12 protein-coding genes and 1 riboswitch are annotated in these 16,861 nt (G+C 62.3%); of the genes, 4 read left to right on the plus strand and 8 right to left on the minus strand.

Features of this window, described 5'->3' with window-relative positions:
- Positions 1-47 precede the first annotated feature (47 nt).
- Complete coding sequence (hpnO, locus tag AC1RLZ_RS00370) at positions 48-1,439, plus strand: aminobacteriohopanetriol synthase HpnO (protein ID WP_493187024.1); 1,392 nt, start codon at positions 48-50, stop codon at positions 1,437-1,439.
- Positions 1,440-1,442: 3 nt separating this feature from the next.
- On the opposite strand, the gene AC1RLZ_RS00375 is transcribed toward hpnO, so the two are convergent.
- The 5 genes from AC1RLZ_RS00375 to AC1RLZ_RS00395 all read right to left on the minus strand — a co-directional run bounded on the left by AC1RLZ_RS00375 (position 1,443) and on the right by AC1RLZ_RS00395 (position 5,823).
- A complete protein-coding gene (locus tag AC1RLZ_RS00375) occupies positions 1,443-2,195 on the minus strand; it encodes an anti-sigma factor family protein (protein ID WP_493187025.1) in 753 nt (250 codons plus the stop codon).
- The gene (locus AC1RLZ_RS00380; protein ID WP_493187026.1) at positions 2,192-2,755 is read right to left on the minus strand and encodes a sigma-70 family RNA polymerase sigma factor; all 564 of its coding nucleotides are present in this window, start codon (positions 2,753-2,755) and stop codon (positions 2,192-2,194) included. The genes AC1RLZ_RS00375 and AC1RLZ_RS00380 overlap by 4 nt, the downstream gene beginning before the upstream one ends.
- A 79-nt stretch (positions 2,756-2,834) precedes the next feature.
- Positions 2,835-3,164, minus strand: a complete 330-nt coding sequence (locus AC1RLZ_RS00385) for a cupredoxin domain-containing protein (RefSeq protein ID WP_493187027.1) — start codon at positions 3,162-3,164, stop codon at positions 2,835-2,837.
- 11 nt (positions 3,165-3,175) lie between these two features.
- Positions 3,176-4,126, minus strand: coding sequence for a metallophosphoesterase family protein (locus AC1RLZ_RS00390; RefSeq protein ID WP_493187028.1), 951 nt, complete (start codon positions 4,124-4,126; stop codon positions 3,176-3,178).
- A 77-nt stretch (positions 4,127-4,203) separates the two neighbouring features.
- On the minus strand, positions 4,204-5,823 hold the full coding sequence (locus tag AC1RLZ_RS00395; RefSeq protein WP_493187029.1) for a GMC family oxidoreductase: 1,620 nt from the start codon (positions 5,821-5,823) through the stop codon (positions 4,204-4,206).
- Between the two features lie 162 nt (positions 5,824-5,985).
- Between AC1RLZ_RS00395 and AC1RLZ_RS00400 the strand changes: the two genes are divergently transcribed.
- Positions 5,986-7,158: a M20 aminoacylase family protein gene (locus AC1RLZ_RS00400; RefSeq protein ID WP_493187030.1), complete on the plus strand. Its 1,173-nt coding sequence runs from the start codon at positions 5,986-5,988 to the stop codon at positions 7,156-7,158.
- Positions 7,159-7,210: 52 nt separating this feature from the next.
- On the opposite strand, the gene gcvP is transcribed toward AC1RLZ_RS00400, so the two are convergent.
- The 3 genes from gcvP to gcvT all read right to left on the minus strand — a co-directional run bounded on the left by gcvP (position 7,211) and on the right by gcvT (position 11,731).
- Positions 7,211-10,075, minus strand: coding sequence for an aminomethyl-transferring glycine dehydrogenase (gcvP, locus tag AC1RLZ_RS00405; RefSeq protein ID WP_493187031.1), 2,865 nt, complete (start codon positions 10,073-10,075; stop codon positions 7,211-7,213).
- Between the two features lie 115 nt (positions 10,076-10,190).
- Positions 10,191-10,556, minus strand: a complete 366-nt coding sequence (gcvH, locus tag AC1RLZ_RS00410; protein WP_371419918.1) for a glycine cleavage system protein GcvH — start codon at positions 10,554-10,556, stop codon at positions 10,191-10,193.
- A gap of 11 nt (positions 10,557-10,567) precedes the next feature.
- A complete protein-coding gene (gcvT, locus tag AC1RLZ_RS00415; protein ID WP_493187032.1) occupies positions 10,568-11,731 on the minus strand; it encodes a glycine cleavage system aminomethyltransferase GcvT in 1,164 nt (387 codons plus the stop codon).
- A gap of 142 nt (positions 11,732-11,873) precedes the next feature.
- A riboswitch (glycine riboswitch) is annotated at positions 11,874-11,968 on the minus strand.
- 218 nt (positions 11,969-12,186) lie between these two features.
- Here gcvT and alaS point away from each other — a divergent pair.
- Together alaS and ybaL are read left to right on the plus strand one after the other, a co-directional pair.
- Positions 12,187-14,895, plus strand: coding sequence for an alanine--tRNA ligase (alaS, locus tag AC1RLZ_RS00420; RefSeq protein ID WP_493187033.1), 2,709 nt, complete (start codon positions 12,187-12,189; stop codon positions 14,893-14,895).
- A 253-nt stretch (positions 14,896-15,148) separates the two neighbouring features.
- On the plus strand, positions 15,149-16,843 hold the full coding sequence (ybaL, locus tag AC1RLZ_RS00425; protein WP_493187034.1) for a YbaL family putative K(+) efflux transporter: 1,695 nt from the start codon (positions 15,149-15,151) through the stop codon (positions 16,841-16,843).
- Positions 16,844-16,861 lie beyond the last annotated feature (18 nt).

Below are 16,861 nucleotides of genomic sequence, written 5' to 3' on the forward strand. Positions count from 1 at the left end.
TACGGTTTTCAGTTGACGAAACGACCATCAACCGACGTATGTAGCTCATGGTATATCCGAATCTAGACGTTTCCGAGATGTTTGTTGAACGGGAGGCGCAGCGTAGCTCGATGCATACGCGCCACCTCAATGAACAGCTCGTTCGAGTCCTCAAGACCATCGGGTATGACGTTGGCTTCCAGCGTGGCACCGGCCAGTATTTGTTCGACCGGGACGGCGCCCGCTATCTCGATCTACTGAGCGGATTTGGCGTTTTTGCGATTGGCCGGAACCATCCGGTCATGCGGAATGCGCTCAAAAGCGTGCTCGACGCCGATATGCCCAATCTGGTGCAAATGGACGTCTCTACACTCGCAGGTATTCTCTCCGAGAAGCTGCTGGAAAACGTCCCATATATGGACAAGGTGTTTTTCGCGAATTCCGGTGCAGAAACCGTTGAGGCTGCGATCAAGTTTGCACGTAACGCGACGGGGCGTAATGGAATCGTTTATTGCGATCACGCCTATCACGGACTGACCTACGGCGCGCTGTCGCTGACCGACGACACCAATTTCCGCACGGGCTTCGGTCCGCTGCTGTCGGACTGCACCACAGTGCCGTTCAATGACCTCGAAGCGCTTGAGAAGGCGTTGTCGTCGAAGCAGGTCGCCGGCTTCATCGTCGAACCGATCCAGGGCAAGGGCGTCAACATGCCCACGGATGAATTCCTGTCGGGCGCGGCAGCGCTGTGCCGGAAATACGGCACGCTGTTCATTGCCGATGAAATCCAGACGGGCCTCGGGCGCACTGGAAAGTTTCTCGCGATCGAACACTGGAATGTCGAACCCGACATGATCCTTCTCGCAAAGGCTCTGTCAGGAGGCCACGTTCCTGTCGGAGCGCTGCTGACGCGCAAATCCATCTTCGACAAGATATTCAATCGCATGGACCGTTCGCTGGTCCATGGGTCGACCTTCGGCAAGAACGATCTGGCGATGGCCGCCGGGATCGCCACGCTGGAGATCATGAAGCACGAGAAGCTGGTCGAGAATTCTGCCAAGCGCGGTGCCGAGCTGCGCCTCGCTTTGCAAAATATGATCCCCGGCTTCGAGCTGCTCAAGGAAGTGCGCGGCAAGGGCCTGATGATCGGTATCGAATTCGGACCGCCGAAATCGCTGCGTCTCAAGGCGTCCTGGAATATTCTGGAGTCGGCCAACAAGGGTTTGTTCTGCCAGCTCATCACGGTGCCGCTGTTCAAGGAACAGAAGATCCTTACCCAGGTCTCCGGTCACGGCAGCCACACCATTAAGCTGTTGCCGCCGTTGACGATCAACGAAGACGACTGCAAGTGGATCACAAAATCGTTCGACACGGTGATCGCCGACAGCCACCGCGTGCCCGGCGCGATCTGGTCGCTCGGCAAGACGCTGGTTGATAACGCCGTGCGGAAGTCGGCCTAGGTTTCAGCTCGCTCCCATCGCAAGTTCGAACTTGCTGCCAAAATCAGCAAGTTCGTCGGCGTTCAGATCGCTGACTGCCCAGTAAGTCAGGCCGCGCTCGCTCCAATGGCGAATGCTGAAGCCCTGAACGGTCTCGATCTTGGCTACGCGTGGCTCCGCATTTGTCGTCTGTGCAACGAACAGATTGATCACGTGGGTGCGCCGCCGGTAGACGATGGCGCCGATGGTTCGTCCATTAACATAATCAAGCCGCCCGCCGATGAGCGTGAAACCCTGCGTGGTGAGATCGACAACCGGTGGCGCCATGTCAAGCCGGCCGTTGAACCATGGCTTCACCGTGTGCCGATCGGTGGAGAGCACGTCGGTGAGGTGCCCGGCCTGCAGCGCGCGCAGATGCGCCGACACCACATCGGACAGAATACGCTGCTCGTCTTCATGGCGAAGCACGACCACGACGAGACCGGTCGCAGCAACGGCGGACAACACTGATCCCATCGCGAAGCCTTTCAGCACCGCGCGACGATCTGGTGTGCGTGCCTTCGGGAGTGCCGCTTCGATGCGCCGACGTAGCTGTGGAGGCGCCGTAAAGTGCAGATCGCTGGCGGCCATTGCGGATCGCATGTCGCGATAGGCTTTCAATTGGGCGGCGCAGCGCTCGCAGGTGGCAATGTGCGCCTCGACCTCACGGGCATGCCCGGCGTCGAGTTCGCCGTCGAGCAATGCGTGAAGAAGGATCTCGGCCTCGTCGCAGGTCATTTGTGCGGCTCCTCTTCAGCCATCCACGCGGTGCGGAGCATCGCGCGCGCACGGGCGAGGCGGGACATTACGGTGCCGATGGGCGCGCCGACGATGTCGGAGATTTCGCGGTAAGACAGGTTCTGCATTTCTCGCAGCACCAGGATTTCCCTGAAAGGCTCGGCGAGTGTGCTCACCAGGCGCTGGATCGTGGTGGCATCGCGACGCCGGAGCAGCTCCGCTTCCGGCGAAGCCTGTGTCTCATGCCAGAGCGGTGTCGCTTCCTGCGACTCTGCCTCGGCGATTTCGGCGATCGCGGTTGGCGAGTTCGCGCGGCGGGCGAACTCCGCCTGGCAGATATTGCGCAGAATGGCGAACAGCCATGGTTTGATGGCGGGGCCACGATAGCTGTCGAAATGTTTCAGCGCGCGCAGATAGCACTCCTGTACGGCGTCTTCGGCGGCGTCGGCATCGCGCAGCAGATAGCGGGCCAGCGTATAGACGTCGTCGAGGCATGGGAGCGCGGCCTCGCGGAAACGACGCGTTCTCTCGCCATCGTCGTCGGGTCTGTGAGCTGGCATCGACTTGTCCTTGCCGGCCGATGCCCGGCTGCTGGGTTTCCAGAGGCCGGGCATCGTTGTGATGCCTTGGTTTTGGCTGCTACTCAACCTTGATCATCCCCGTCATATGCGGATGTAGCGAGCAAAAATACTTGTAGTCACCCGGTGACGTGAACGTGAAGGAGTAGCTATCGTCTGTGTCGAGTGGTTTCGACCTGAATTTGCCGGCTGAGACCACGGTATGCGGGATATCGTCCCGGTTCTTCCAGGTGACGGTCGTGCCGACCTTGATGGTGAGTTGTGCCGGCTCGAAGGTGAAGTTGTCGATCGTCACCATGAAGTCTTCGCAGTGCGCCGCCGTCATGCAGGAGGCCACGACGGCAAAAATGGCGAGACGGATGCAGATGTTGCGTAAGGCGAAGGATGTCATGTTGCGATGTCCTAGCCCTGCAACGGGGTGTCTATGATGGCGAGGCGTTCATCGCCGGGTTTGAAGATGATGCTGGCGATGCCCAGCAGGCCGCGTAATTTGTCGTCGGCCACCTTCATGGGGCCGGGCGAAGGCGCTGTGCCCGGTGCAGGTTGTGGAAACGCGGTTGAGCGTGCGGTGTGGAACGTGACGTTACCTTCCACTTTCTGCATCACCTGATGGATATGGCCGTTCAGCACCGTGACGGAGCCGAAGCCCTTGAGGTAATCCAGCGCCCGCGCGCCGTCTTCGGTGCCCCATCCCCAGGTCGGATAGACCGTCCAGAGCGGAATATGCGCAAACACCACGATCGGCGTGGATTTCGACCGGCCCCGCAGGTCGTCTTCCAGCCATGCGAGTTGTTCGGCGCCGAGGTTTCCAAGGCCGCCGGCCTTGAGATCGACGACGTTCACTAGCCCGATGAAGTGTACGCCGCTTGCGTCGAAGGAATACCAGCCTGAGCCCTTGGTGCCGCGTCCGTAGCGCTCGCGGTAGAGCTTGACCTCCTCGTCGATGAAATCATGTTCCCCCGGGACGTAATGCACATCGAGCCGCGCTTGCGAGATGATGCGGTCGGCATCATCGAATTCGGAGGCCTTGGAGAGGTGGCTGATATCGCCGGTATGGATCATGAACGACGGCTTCACCGGAATGGCTTTGATCCGGCTGATGGCTTCCTCAAGCGTGCCGATGGCGTTGGGATTGGCGGGCTTGTCGAAGCCGATATGGCTGTCGCTGATCTGCAGGAATGTCAGACCGGTAGGCTCCGCCGCTCGTGCTGAATCGACCAGGCCAAGCGCGTGCGGGACACCGCCGGCGATGCTCCAGAGCACGCCGGTGCCGGCCCAGGTCATGCATTCCAGTACCTTTCGGCGGCTCAGCCTCGGGTCGTCCTGGGAGTGATCGTGATCGAATGCACTCATCGCCAATCTCCATCGCCCTGGATTGGGCTATGGGGACTGGATCGGAGATGGCCGATGTTTATTCCCGCGAAATGCGATTATCGCGAATCCGTGATGATCATCGACGCGCCTTTTTCCGCGATCATGGCGGTTGGCGTATTGGTATTGCCCGACGTGATCGTCGGCATCACCGAGGCGTCCACGACCCGCAGTCCGGCGATCCCGAAAAAGCGCAGCCGCTCGTCCACTACGGCCATCGGGTCCGAGGCCGTGCCCATTTTCGCGGTCCCGACGGGATGGAAGATGGTGGTGCCGATATCGCCGGCGGCCTTGGCCAGCGACTCCGCATCGTCGCCAACAGAGGGCCCCGGCAGATATTCCTCGGGATGATAGGCGGCAAGCGTCTTCTGCTTCATCAGCCTGCGCGTGACGCGGATTGCATCGGCAGCAACCTGACGGTCGTCGTCCGTCGAGAGATAGTGCGGAGCAATTGCCGGTGCGTCATCGGGCTTCGCCGAGCGCAGCTTGATCTCGCCGCGCGATGTTGGCTGCAGATTGCAGGCAGCGATGGTGATCGCCGGAAAGCGATGCAGCGGATCGCCGAATTTGTCGAGCGACAGCGGCTGCACGTGAAACTGGATATTTGCGCGTTCGCGATGGGGATCGGAGCGCGTGAAGATGCCAAGCTGTGATGGCGCCATGGTGAGCGGGCCGCGTCGGCGCAGCACGTAATCGATGCCCATCCAGCCACGACGGAACAGATTGTAATAGGTCTCGTTCAGCGTGCGCACGCCGGAGACCTTGTAGATCGCGCGTTGCTGCAGGTGATCCTGCAGGTTGCGACCGACGCCCTGACGGTCAAGTGTGACGTCGACACCGGCGGCGGACAACCACTCCGCCGGTCCTATGCCAGAGCGCTGCAACAGATGCGGCGAGCCGACCGCGCCGGCACAAAGGATGACTTCGCCCTTGGCGCGCGCCTCGATTTCCTGGCCGTTCTGGATGAAACGCACGCCGACCGCGCGGCCGTTCTCGACGATCAGGCGGTCGACCATCACCTTGGTTTCGAGGCGCAGATTAGGGCGGTTCAGTGCTGGCTTGAGGAAGCCACGGGCCGACGACCAGCGGCGGCCGCGCTTCTGGTTGACGTGGAAATAGCCAATACCTTCATTGTCGCCGGTGTTGAAATCGGCGGTCTTGCGAATGCCCATTTCGGCGGCGGCATTGCCGACGGCGTCGAGCACTTCCCACGATAGCCGAGGTTCTTCGATACGCCAGCCGCCACCCGCGCCGTGATGTTCGCTGGCGCCGAGGAAATGATCTTCCAGTTTCTTGAACGCCGGGAGCACATCGTCATAGCCCCAGCCATTGAGGCCTAGCTGTCGCCAGTGATCGTAGTCGGCCGCCTGGCCGCGCATCGAGATCATGGCATTGATCGCCGAGGAGCCGCCGATCACCTTGCCGCGCGGATAGGCCAGTGCGCGGCCATTGAGGCCGGGCTCCGGCTCGGTGCGGAACATCCAGTCGGAGCGGGGATTGCCGATGGCGAAAAGGTAGCCGACCGGAATGTGAAACCAGATCCAGTTGTCGTTGCCGCCGGCCTCCAGGACGAGGACGCGCTTGCCGGGATCTGCCGAGAGGCGATTGGCGACGATGCAACCGGCGGTACCCGCACCGACCACGATATAGTCGAAATCACCCTCAAGCCGTGTCGCCATCGTTTCCCTGCCGCATCCATTCACGGTCTCATCCGCCGTGCTCAAAGGGATTAACGGGGCCGGGGGCGTCTGTACAGCGCGGGGTGGGGCCGGTGGGGTGGGCCGTTGGCACGCGACATGCTAGACAGGGATATCGCCGTCCCACTGCATCGAGACCTGACCATGCCCATCATCAATCGCGTCGCCGATCTGCAACCGGAAATCATGGCCTGGCGCCGTGATCTGCATGCTCATCCCGAGCTGATGTATGACGTGCACCGGACTGCGGGCTTCGTGGCGGAACGGCTGAAGGAATTCGGCTGCGACGAAGTTGTGACGGGCCTAGGACGAACCGGTGTCGTTGGCGTCATCAAGGGGCGAAAGCCGGCTTCCGGCGAACACAAGGTGATCGGGCTGCGCGCCGACATGGACGCGCTGCCGATCGAGGAAGAGACCAACCTGCCTTACGCCTCGAAGACCCCCGGCAAGATGCATGCCTGCGGTCACGATGGGCACACGTCGATGCTGCTGGGCGCGGCGCAATATCTCGCGGAGACCCGCAACTTCGCCGGCGATGCCGTCGTCATCTTCCAGCCGGCCGAAGAGGGCGGTGCCGGCGCTGCGGCGATGATCAAGGACGGACTGATGGATCGTTTCAAGATCGATCAGGTCTACGGCATGCACAACAATCCCGGCATGCCCGTCGGCTCCTTCGCGCTGCGTCCCGGCCCGATCATGGCGGCGATGGATCGCATCTCGATCCAGATCGAGGGCAAGGGCGGCCATGCGGCCTATCCGCACAAGACCATCGATTCCGTGCTGGTCGGCTCGCAGCTCGTGATGGCGCTGCAGACGATCGTCTCCCGCACCGTCAATCCGCTGGAATCCGCGGTGCTGTCGATCTGCGAATTCCATGCCGGCCATGCGAGCAACGTCATTCCGGGGACCGCTGAATTGCGCGGTACTGTGCGGACATTGAACTCCGAGGTGCGCGATCTCATGGAAAAGCGCATGAACGAGGTCGTCAACGGCGTAGCGCAGCAGACCGGCGCCAAGATCGTGCTTGATTATGACCGCGGCTATCCCGTCGTGGTCAATCACCGCGCCGAGACCGACATGGCGGTGCGTGTCGCCAGCGAGATCTCCGGTGCGGAGAAGGTCAATGTGGACATGCCGCCGGTGATGGGCGCGGAGGACTTTGCCTATATGCTGGAAGCGCGCCCCGGCGCCTTCATCTTCTGCGGCAACGGCGACAGCGCCGGGCTGCATCACCCCGCCTATAACTTCAACGATGACGCGATCGTCTACGGCACGTCCTATTGGGTGAAGCTGGTCGAGACCACGCTGGCGGCTTGATCGACGTCAAAATCAAGCCACCCGCGATTGATCGCGGGTGGCTTTTTTATTGTTACTCTGCTGCCTGTGCGTAGTCTTCCATCGGCGGGCATGAGCACACCAGGTTGCGGTCGCCATACACGTTGTCGACGCGGCCGACCGGGCACCAGTATTTGTCGGTGCGTGAGGTGCCGGCCGGGAAACAGCCTTCCGCGCGGGTGTAAGCGCGCTTCCAGTCGTCCTCGGCGATATCGTGCACCGTATGCGGCGCATGACGTAGCGGCGATGCCTCGACGGTCCAGCGGCCGCACTCGATATCGGAGATCTCCTTGCGGATCGCAATCATCGCCTCGCAGAACCGATCGAGTTCGAGTTTCGATTCCGACTCTGTCGGCTCGATCATCAGCGTCCCCACGACGGGGAAGCTCATGGTTGGCGCATGGAAGCCGTAGTCGATCAGCCGCTTGGCGATATCGTCCACGGTGACGCCAGCGGACGTCTTCAATGCGCGCGGATCGATGATGCATTCATGCGCCACGCGTCCCTTCTCGTTGCGATACAGCACCGGGAAATGCGGATGCAGTCGCGTGGCGATGTAGTTCGCATTGAGGATTGCAAGCTCGGTGGCCGAGGTCAGGCCTGCGCCGCCCATCATCAGGATGTAGATATAGGAGATCGTCAGGATCGACGCCGAACCATAGGGCGCGGCCGAGACCGGCCCGACCGGCGCATCGCCATTGGCCGAGGGATGACCGGGCAGATAGGGCGCCAGGTGCGCCTTGACGCCGATTGGGCCCATGCCGGGACCGCCGCCGCCATGCGGGATGCAGAAGGTCTTGTGCAGGTTGAGATGGCTGACGTCCGCGCCGTAGTCGCCGGGGCGCGACAGGCCGACCTGCGCATTCATGTTGGCGCCGTCGAGATAGACCTGACCGCCATTGGCATGAACGATCTCGCAGATCTCGCGGATATGCTCCTCGAACACGCCATGGGTCGACGGATAGGTGATCATGATCGCGGCGAGATTGGCGGCGTGCTTCTCTGCCTTGACGCGCAGGTCGTTGACATCGACGTCGCCGCGCTTGTCGCAGGCGACCACGACGACATCCATGCCAACCATGCTGGCCGAGGCAGGATTGGTTCCGTGAGCCGATGACGGGATCAGGCAGATGTTGCGGTGGCTGTCGCCGCGCGCGGCGTGATAGGCGCGGATCGCAAGCAGACCGGCATATTCGCCCTGCGCACCGGAATTCGGCTGCAGCGACACGGCGTCGTAGCCGGTGATGTCGCACAACCATTTTTCCAGCGTCTTGAACAACTGGTGATAGCCGGCGGCCTGTTCGCTGGGCACGAACGGATGCAGGCTGCCGAAACCCGGCCAGGTCAGCGGGATCATCTCGGTGGTGGCGTTCAGCTTCATGGTGCAGGAGCCGAGCGGGATCATCGCACGGTCGAGCGCGAGATCGCGGTCCGAGAGTTTGCGCATATAGCGCAGCAGTTCGGTTTCCGAGCGATGGCTGTGGAAGACCGGATGGGTGAGAAAGGCCGAGCTGCGCTTCAGCGAAGCCGGCAGGGCGTCGCTGAAGTCGTGTTCGATATCGGAATAGCTGAGCTTGCCGCCGAAGGCGCGCCAGATGGCTTCCACGGTTTCCGGCGTCGTGGTCTCGTCCAGCGCGATGCCAATGGTGCCGTCACCGATGCGGAGATTGATCTTCTCGGCCTGAGCGGCAGCGATGATTCCGTCGCGCTTGTCGCCGACGGTCACAGTGATGGTGTCGAAGAATGCTTCGCTCTCCGGCGCGAAGCCGACTTTCTTGAGACCAGCGGCCAGCACCAGCGTCCGGCGATGCACCGCGCGCGCGATGTGCTTGAGGCCCTCGGGGCCGTGATAGACCGCATACATCGAGGCAATAACGGCGAGCAGCACCTGCGCGGTGCAGATATTCGACGTCGCCTTTTCGCGGCGGATATGCTGTTCGCGGGTCTGCAGCGCCAGACGATAGGCGGGCTCGCCGCGGGAATCGATGGAGAGGCCGACGAGGCGGCCCGGGATCGAGCGCTTGATCGCGTCGCGTACCGACATGTAGCCGGCATGCGGACCGCCGTATCCCATCGGCACGCCGAAGCGCTGCGCCGAGCCGATCGCGATGTCTGCGCCGAGTTCGCCCGGCGAGGCCAGCAGCGTCAGCGCCAAGAGGTCGGCGGCGACGACGGCGAGCGCGCCCTTTGCTTTAAGGGCAGCGATGGCCGGCTTGAAATCGCGCACAGTGCCCGTCGTGCCGGGATATTGCAGGATCGCGCCGAACACATCGGCTTTGTCGAGGTCAGTGAGCGGATTGCCGACCTGAAGCTTCCAGCCGAGCGGCTCGGCGCGGGTGCGTAGCACCGCGAGGGTCTGCGGATGAACTTCATGATCGACGAAGAAGGTCTTGGTCTGAACGTTTGAGGCGCGCTCGGCCAGTGCCATGGCTTCAGCAGCGGCGGTCGCTTCATCGAGCAGCGATGCATTGGCGACGTCGAGACCGGTGAGGTCGCAAATCATGGTCTGGAAGTTGAACAGCGCCTCGAGCCGGCCCTGACTGATCTCGGGCTGATACGGCGTATAGGCCGTGTACCAGGCCGGGTTCTCCAGGATGTTGCGCTGGATCACTGTCGGCAGAACCGTGCCGGAATAACCCTGGCCGATCAGCGAGATGAACACCGCGTTCTTGGCTGCCATCTCGGTCATATGTGCCAGCGCCTCCGTTTCGCTGAGCGCGCGGCCGAGATCGAGCGGCGTCTTCTGGCGGATCGAGGCAGGCAGCGTCTCACCCATCAGCGCGGACAGGCTTTTCGCGCCGACTGTTTCAAGCATCACACGAATATCGGCTTGCGAAGGGCCGATATGGCGGCGGACGAAATCGGTGGCGACGTCACCGGAAGATTTGTTCAGGGTCATCTGTTGTTCCTCGAACGAATTTCAGAAGCTCGTGTGATGGCCAGGCTTGTCCCGGGCCCCCACGTCTTCGCCTGTGGCCAAGACGTGGATGCCCGGCATTCGCCGGGCATGACGACTAGGCGGTGTGGGCTTTGTAGGCGTCGGCATCCATCAGGCCATCAAGCTCGCTCTTGTCGGCGAGTTTGAGCTTGAAGAACCACGCCTTGCCGTCGGCATCGGAATTCACCAGCGCCGGTTCGGCGGCGAGTGCGTCGTTGATCGCGACAACCTCACCGGTGATCGGGGCATAGACGTCGGAGGCGGCCTTGACCGATTCGACAACGGCGGCGGCTTCGGCCTTCTTGAGCGCGCGGCCCACCTTCGGCAGTTCGACGAACACGACGTCGCCGAGCTGCGACTGTGCGTAATCGGTGATGCCGACGGTGACGACGTCGCCGTCAATCTGGAGCCATTCGTGGTCTTCGGTGTACAGGGTGGTCATGGGTCAGTTCCTCAACGCTTGTAGCTGTGGGGGACGAAGGGCATGGGCGACACTTTCATCGGCATGCGCTGGCCGCGCAGTTCGGCGAAAACGGTGGTGCCGTCGGCTGCCTGCGCGCTGGGCAGATAGCCCATTGCAATTGGCGCGCCGAGGCTGGGGCCGAAGCCGCCGGAGGTGACGCTGCCGATGGATTCGGTGGAGGTGGCGTCCGCGAACAGCAGGACGCCTTCGCGCACGGGGGCGCGGCCTTCGGGCAGCAGGCCGATCCGCTTGCGCGGTGCGCCGCCATCGAGCTGGGCAAGGATCTTGTCGCTGCCGAGGAAGCCGCCGGCGCGAGCGCCGCCGGTGCGGCGGCTCTTCTGGATCGACCAGTTCAACCCGCCTTCGACCGGCGTGGTCGTGGTGTCGATGTCATGGCCATACAGACAAAGCCCGGCTTCGAGCCGCAGGCTGTCGCGGGCGCCGAGGCCGATTGGCAGCACGTCAGGATGATCGAGCAAAGCAGAGGTGAGGGCTTCAGCCTGATCGTTCGGGATCGAGATCTCGTAGCCGTCTTCACCCGTATAGCCGGAGCGCGAGACGAAACAGGCGATACCGTTCACCTGATGCGGACCGGCATCCATGAACTTCATCGCAGGTGCTTCGGGACAGAATTTTGCCAGCACATCCGCGGCCTTTGGCCCTTGCAGGGCGATCAGTGCGCGGTCGGGCAGGGTCTCGATGATGCAGCTGTCCGAGAGATGCGTGCGCAGATGCGCCTCGTCTTCATCCTTGCAGGCGGCGTTGACGACCAGAAACAGGTGATCGCCGAAATTCGCCACCATCAGGTCGTCGAGAATGCCGCCGGCCGCATTGGTGAACTGAGCATAACGCTGGCGGCCGGGTGCCAGCGCCAGGATGTCCATCGGCACCAGTTTCTCAAGTGCGAGAGCGGCGTCTTCGAGTTTCCCGGACTTCGCCCGCAGGGTCATCTGACCCATATGCGAGACGTCGAACAGGCCGGCAGCAGCACGGGTGTGAAGGTGCTCCTTCAGCACGCCGGTGGCGTATTGAACCGGCATGTCATAGCCGGCGAACGGCACCATCTTGCCGCCACGGGCGATGTGGAGGGCATGCAGCGGCGTTTGTTTCAAAATTGAGGGTTTATCGGTCGCAAGCGCATCTGCAGCAGACATATGACGGGTCCTCGCGGTTCCCCCGGGACCATTCCCGGAGTGCCTGTACGAGCCCCATCTGTCGCTGTGCCTGAGAGTATTATCCCGTCGGCGGACGCCATCAGCCCATTCGGGCTCGTATGGCATCTCTTTCCAGATGCTAACCTGTCACGCGGTCCTTTTGCCTGAGAGTTTCCGGGGCGGTTGCTCCTTCGGCGCCGACCCAAACAGGGGCCGATCTCTCCCGACGTGACGTCTTTTAACGCCGGCACAAGAGCATGCGTTCCCTGAATCTGTCAACGCGGTTGCGGCACCTATCAACGGCCCTGTGCTGTTGCGGCAAGCCCCTGATCCGCTTGCACAGTTTCTGGACAGGCCTAGTGCCGCCGGTCTAAAAGCAACCGGTTGTGGCATCAGCCGGCGGCTGGGCCGTGGGCGATTTTTAGGCGCCAGTTATTGGGCGCAATGGGACTGATATGAGCGGCGTTAACGAGATCAGGTCGGCATTTCTGAATTACTTCGCTGCGAACGGTCACGAGATCGTGTCGTCGTCGCCGCTGGTGCCGCGCAACGACCCGACGCTGATGTTCACCAATGCCGGCATGGTGCAGTTCAAGAACGTCTTTACCGGCGTCGAGAAGCGGTCCTATCAGCGCGCCACCACGTCGCAGAAATGCGTGCGCGCCGGCGGCAAGCATAATGACCTCGACAATGTCGGCTACACCGCACGCCATCACACCTTTTTCGAGATGCTCGGCAACTTCTCGTTCGGCGATTATTTCAAGGAACGTGCGATCGAGCTTGCCTGGAACTTGATCACCAAGGAATACGGCCTGGCCAAGGACCGCCTGCTGGTCACGGTCTATTCCGAGGACGATGAAGCCTTCGCGCTGTGGAAGAAAATCGGTCTGCCGGATTCCAAGATCATCCGCATCCCGACCTCGGACAATTTCTGGCAAATGGGCGATACCGGCCCCTGCGGCCCGTGTTCGGAAATCTTCTTCGATCATGGCGACAAGATTCCCGGTGGTCCTCCCGGCTCGCCCGATGAAGACGGCGACCGTTTCATCGAGATCTGGAATCTCGTTTTCATGCAGTTCGACCAGCTGGCACCGGGCAACCGCGTGTCGCTGCCGAAGCCGTCGATCGACACCGGCATGGGCCTCGAGCGCATCGCTGCGGTGCTGCAGGGCAAGCACGACAATTACGACATCGACCTGTTCGTCGCGCTGATCCGCGCCATCGCCGATCTCACCGGCGCCGATCCGCAGGGACCGATGAAGGCCTCGCTGCGCGTCATCGCTGACCATCTGCGCGCGTCGTCGTTCCTCATTGCCGACGGCGTGCTGCCGTCGAATGAAGGTCGCGGCTATGTGCTGCGCCGGATCATGCGCCGCGCCATGCGTCACGGCCAGTTGCTTGGCGCCAAAGAGCCGCTGATGTGGCGCTTGGTGTGGGCGCTGGTGCGCGAGATGGGCCAGGCCTATCCGGAGCTGGTGCGCGCCGAGAGCCTGATCGAGGAAACGCTGCGCCTCGAAGAGACACGCTTCCGCAAGACGCTGGATCGTGGTCTCGGCATTCTCGACGACAAGAGCGCGTCGCTGAAGAAGGGCGACATGTTCGACGGCGAGACCGCATTCACGCTGTATGACACCTATGGTTTCCCGCTCGATCTGACCCAGGATGCGCTGCGCAACCGCGGCATTTCGGTCGATATCGCATCCTTCACCGATGCGATGGAAAAGCAGAAGGCCAAGGCGCGCGCGTCATGGTCCGGCTCGGGTGACACTGCGACCGAGACCGTGTGGTTCGGCCTGCGTGAAAAGCTCGGCGCCACGGAATTTCTCGGTTACGAGACCGAAAGTGCAGAAGGTGCAGTCACCGCACTGGTGAAGGACGGCAAGGAAGTCGACAGCCTCAAAGCCGGCGACACCGGCGCGATCGTTCTCAACCAGACGCCGTTTTATGCGGAGTCCGGCGGTCAGGTCGGCGATCTCGGTGTGGTGACCGGCGAGGGTGTCACGTTCCGCGTCACCGAGACCCAGAAGCGCGCCGGGGATCTGTTTGTGCATATCGGCACGGTCGAGCAGGGCACGCTGAAAGCCGGCGCGGCGCTCGCGCTGGAAGTTGACCACGCCCGTCGCTCATCGATCCGCGCCAATCACTCGGCCACGCATCTGCTGCACGAAGCGCTGCGTCAGGTGCTCGGCGATCACATCGCCCAGCGCGGTTCGCTGGTGGCGCCGGATCGTCTGCGTTTCGACTTCGTCCATCAGAAGCCGATTACGGCCGAGGAACTGCGCCGCGTCGAGGACATCGCCAACAATGTCGTACTGGAAAACGACGCCGTCACCACGCGCCTGATGGCGGTGGACGATGCGCGCGAGGCGGGCGCACGCGCGCTGTTCGGCGAGAAATATGGCGACGAAGTCCGCGTTGTCTCGATGGGTAAGGCGCCGCGCGAGAGCGGCAGCAATGCACTCGGCTGGTCGGTCGAACTCTGCGGTGGCACCCATGTGCGTCGCACCGGCGATATCGGCATGATCTCGGTCACGGCTGAAAGCGCGGTGTCATCCGGCGTGCGCCGTATCGAGGCGTTGACCGGCAACCACGCGCGTCATCATGCCAATGAGACGATGCAGCTCGCTAAGACTGCCGCGAACGAACTCCGCACGACGCTCGACGACATGCCGGCGCGCATCGCCGCGCTGATGGACGAGCGCAAGAAGCTGGAGCGTGAGCTGTCGGAGGCGAAGAAGAAGCTTGCTATGGGTGGCGGTGCCACGATCAATGTTCCGGGAATTTCAGCAACTGTTTCCGTCGGCGTGCCTACAATTGAAGCTGACGGTTCGAAGCTCGTTGGCGACGTGAAGTTTTTTGCGCGCGCCGTTAGCGGCATCGAGATGAAGGATCTCAAGAGCCTTGCTGACGATGGAAAGAAGCGCTTGGGGTCCGGTGTCGTTGCTATCGTTAATGTGTCAGAGGACGGTAAGGCCGGCGTCGTGGTCGGTGTCACCGAGGATCTCGTCAAACGCTTCAACGCGGTCGAACTGGTGAAGATCGCCTCAGAGGCGCTGGGCGGGAAGGGCGGCGGTGGCCGGCCCGATATGGCGCAGGCCGGCGGTCCGGACGGCGCCAAGGCCGATGCAGCGCTGAAGGCCATCGAAGCGGCGATCGGCGCCTGATCTTGTCATTCCGGCGTCGCGAACGCGGCTAGGCGGGCGCGAACCTCAGCCACTCCGCTTGGAGTGGCGGGGAATCCCGAAATATTCACTATGTCGAGATTCCGGATTCGCGGGCGCGAAGATGCTTCCACGCCCCGGACTGACAACCACGTTACGCAAGTGCACCTCGCGATGACGTGACCGGTTGACGCTGCGACCATGAGTAGCCTCTGAGGAGGCTGGCATCCCATGCGTCCATGCGGCAAAAAGCGACATGGAGCACAACACCCCCCTGATTTCGACAGTCGTCGTCGGCCTCGTGCTGGCTTTCATTCTCGGTCTGGTTGCGCAGCGTATTCGCGTTTCACCGTTGGTTGGATATCTTCTCGCCGGCGTGCTGATGGGGCCATTTACGCCCGGTTACGTGGCGGACCAGAACATCGCCAATGAACTCGCGGAAATCGGCATTATCCTGCTGATGTTTGGCGTCGGCCTGCATTTCTCGCTGAAGGACCTGCTCTCGGTCAGGAATATCGCAATCCCCGGCGCCATCGTGCAGATCGCCGTGGCGACGCTGCTCGGCATCGGCCTCGGCGAGGCACTCGGCTGGTCGTTCGGGGGCGGCCTGGTGTTCGGCCTCGCACTGTCGGTGGCTTCGACAGTGGTGCTGCTTCGCGCGCTGCAGGAACGACGTCTGGTGGACAGCGAGCGCGGCCGCATCGCCATCGGCTGGCTCATCGTCGAGGATCTCGCAATGGTGCTGACGCTGGTGCTGCTGCCGGCGATCGCAGGTCTGCTGAAAGGCGAGGGCACCGGTGCCGGCATGTCAGCACTTGCGATGCCGGTGCTGATCACGCTCGGCAAGGTCGCGGGCTTCGTGATCTTCATGCTGGTGGTCGGCCGCCGTGTCATCCCGATGCTGCTGCACTATGTGGCGCATACCGGATCACGCGAACTGTTTCGCTTGGCGGTGTTCGCCATCTCGCTCGGTGTCGCCTTCGGTGCGGCTATCGTGTTCGACGTCTCCTTCGCGCTCGGCGCCTTCTTTGCCGGCATGATCCTCAGCGAATCCGAACTTAGCCAGCGTGCCGCGAACGAAACGCTTCCGCTGCGTGACGCGTTCGCGGTGCTGTTTTTCGTTTCGGTCGGCATGCTGGTCGATCCGGCGATCATCCTGCGCGAACCGCTGCCGCTGCTCGCCACCGTGTTCATCATCCTGTTCGGCAAATCGGCTGCGGCTTTCGGCATCGTGCGGCTGTTCGGCTATCCGACGTCCACGGCGCTGACGATTTCCGCATCGCTGGCGCAGATCGGCGAATTCTCGTTCATTCTCGTCAGTCTCGGTGTGGGCCTCGGCCTGCTGCCGGATCGCGGTCGCGATCTCGTGCTCGCCGGCGCGATCATCTCGATCATGCTCAATCCGCTGTTCTTCGCATTGCTCGATCGCTTGCTGGCCGACAAGGACGCGAAAGCAGCAGCGGCAGCGAGCGAAGCCGCTGCTGCGGACAGCAAGGAGAAAGCGGTCCCGCGCGTCCCGTTGCCGGAGACGCAGCTCAAGGATCACGTCGTGCTGGTCGGCCATGGCCGTGTCGGCAGCGTGGTCAGCAGAGCGCTGCGTTTGAATAATACGCCATTGCTGGTGATCGAGGACACGCCGGGTGTCGTCGAGCGCCTGCAGAGCCTGGGTGTGGAAGTGATTACCGGCAATGCCGCGGCGCCCGACATGCTGCAAGCCGCGAATGTCATGGGTGCCAAGGGATTGCTGGTGGCGATTCCCGATGCCTTCGAGGGGGGCCAGATCGTCGCCAAGGCGCGCGCCCTCAGCCCCACACTGCCGATCATCGCCCGCGCGCATTCCGAAGAAGAGATCGCGCATCTCAAGCATCACGGCGCGAATGTCGTGATCATGGGCGAGCAGGAAATCGCCAAGGCGATGCTGCTGCAGATCGGCGCGACGGGGGCGGTCTAGTCGCGCCGTCGCGATCGG

It is taken from the genome of Tardiphaga sp. GW822-FHT04G09 (genome assembly GCF_058800725.1).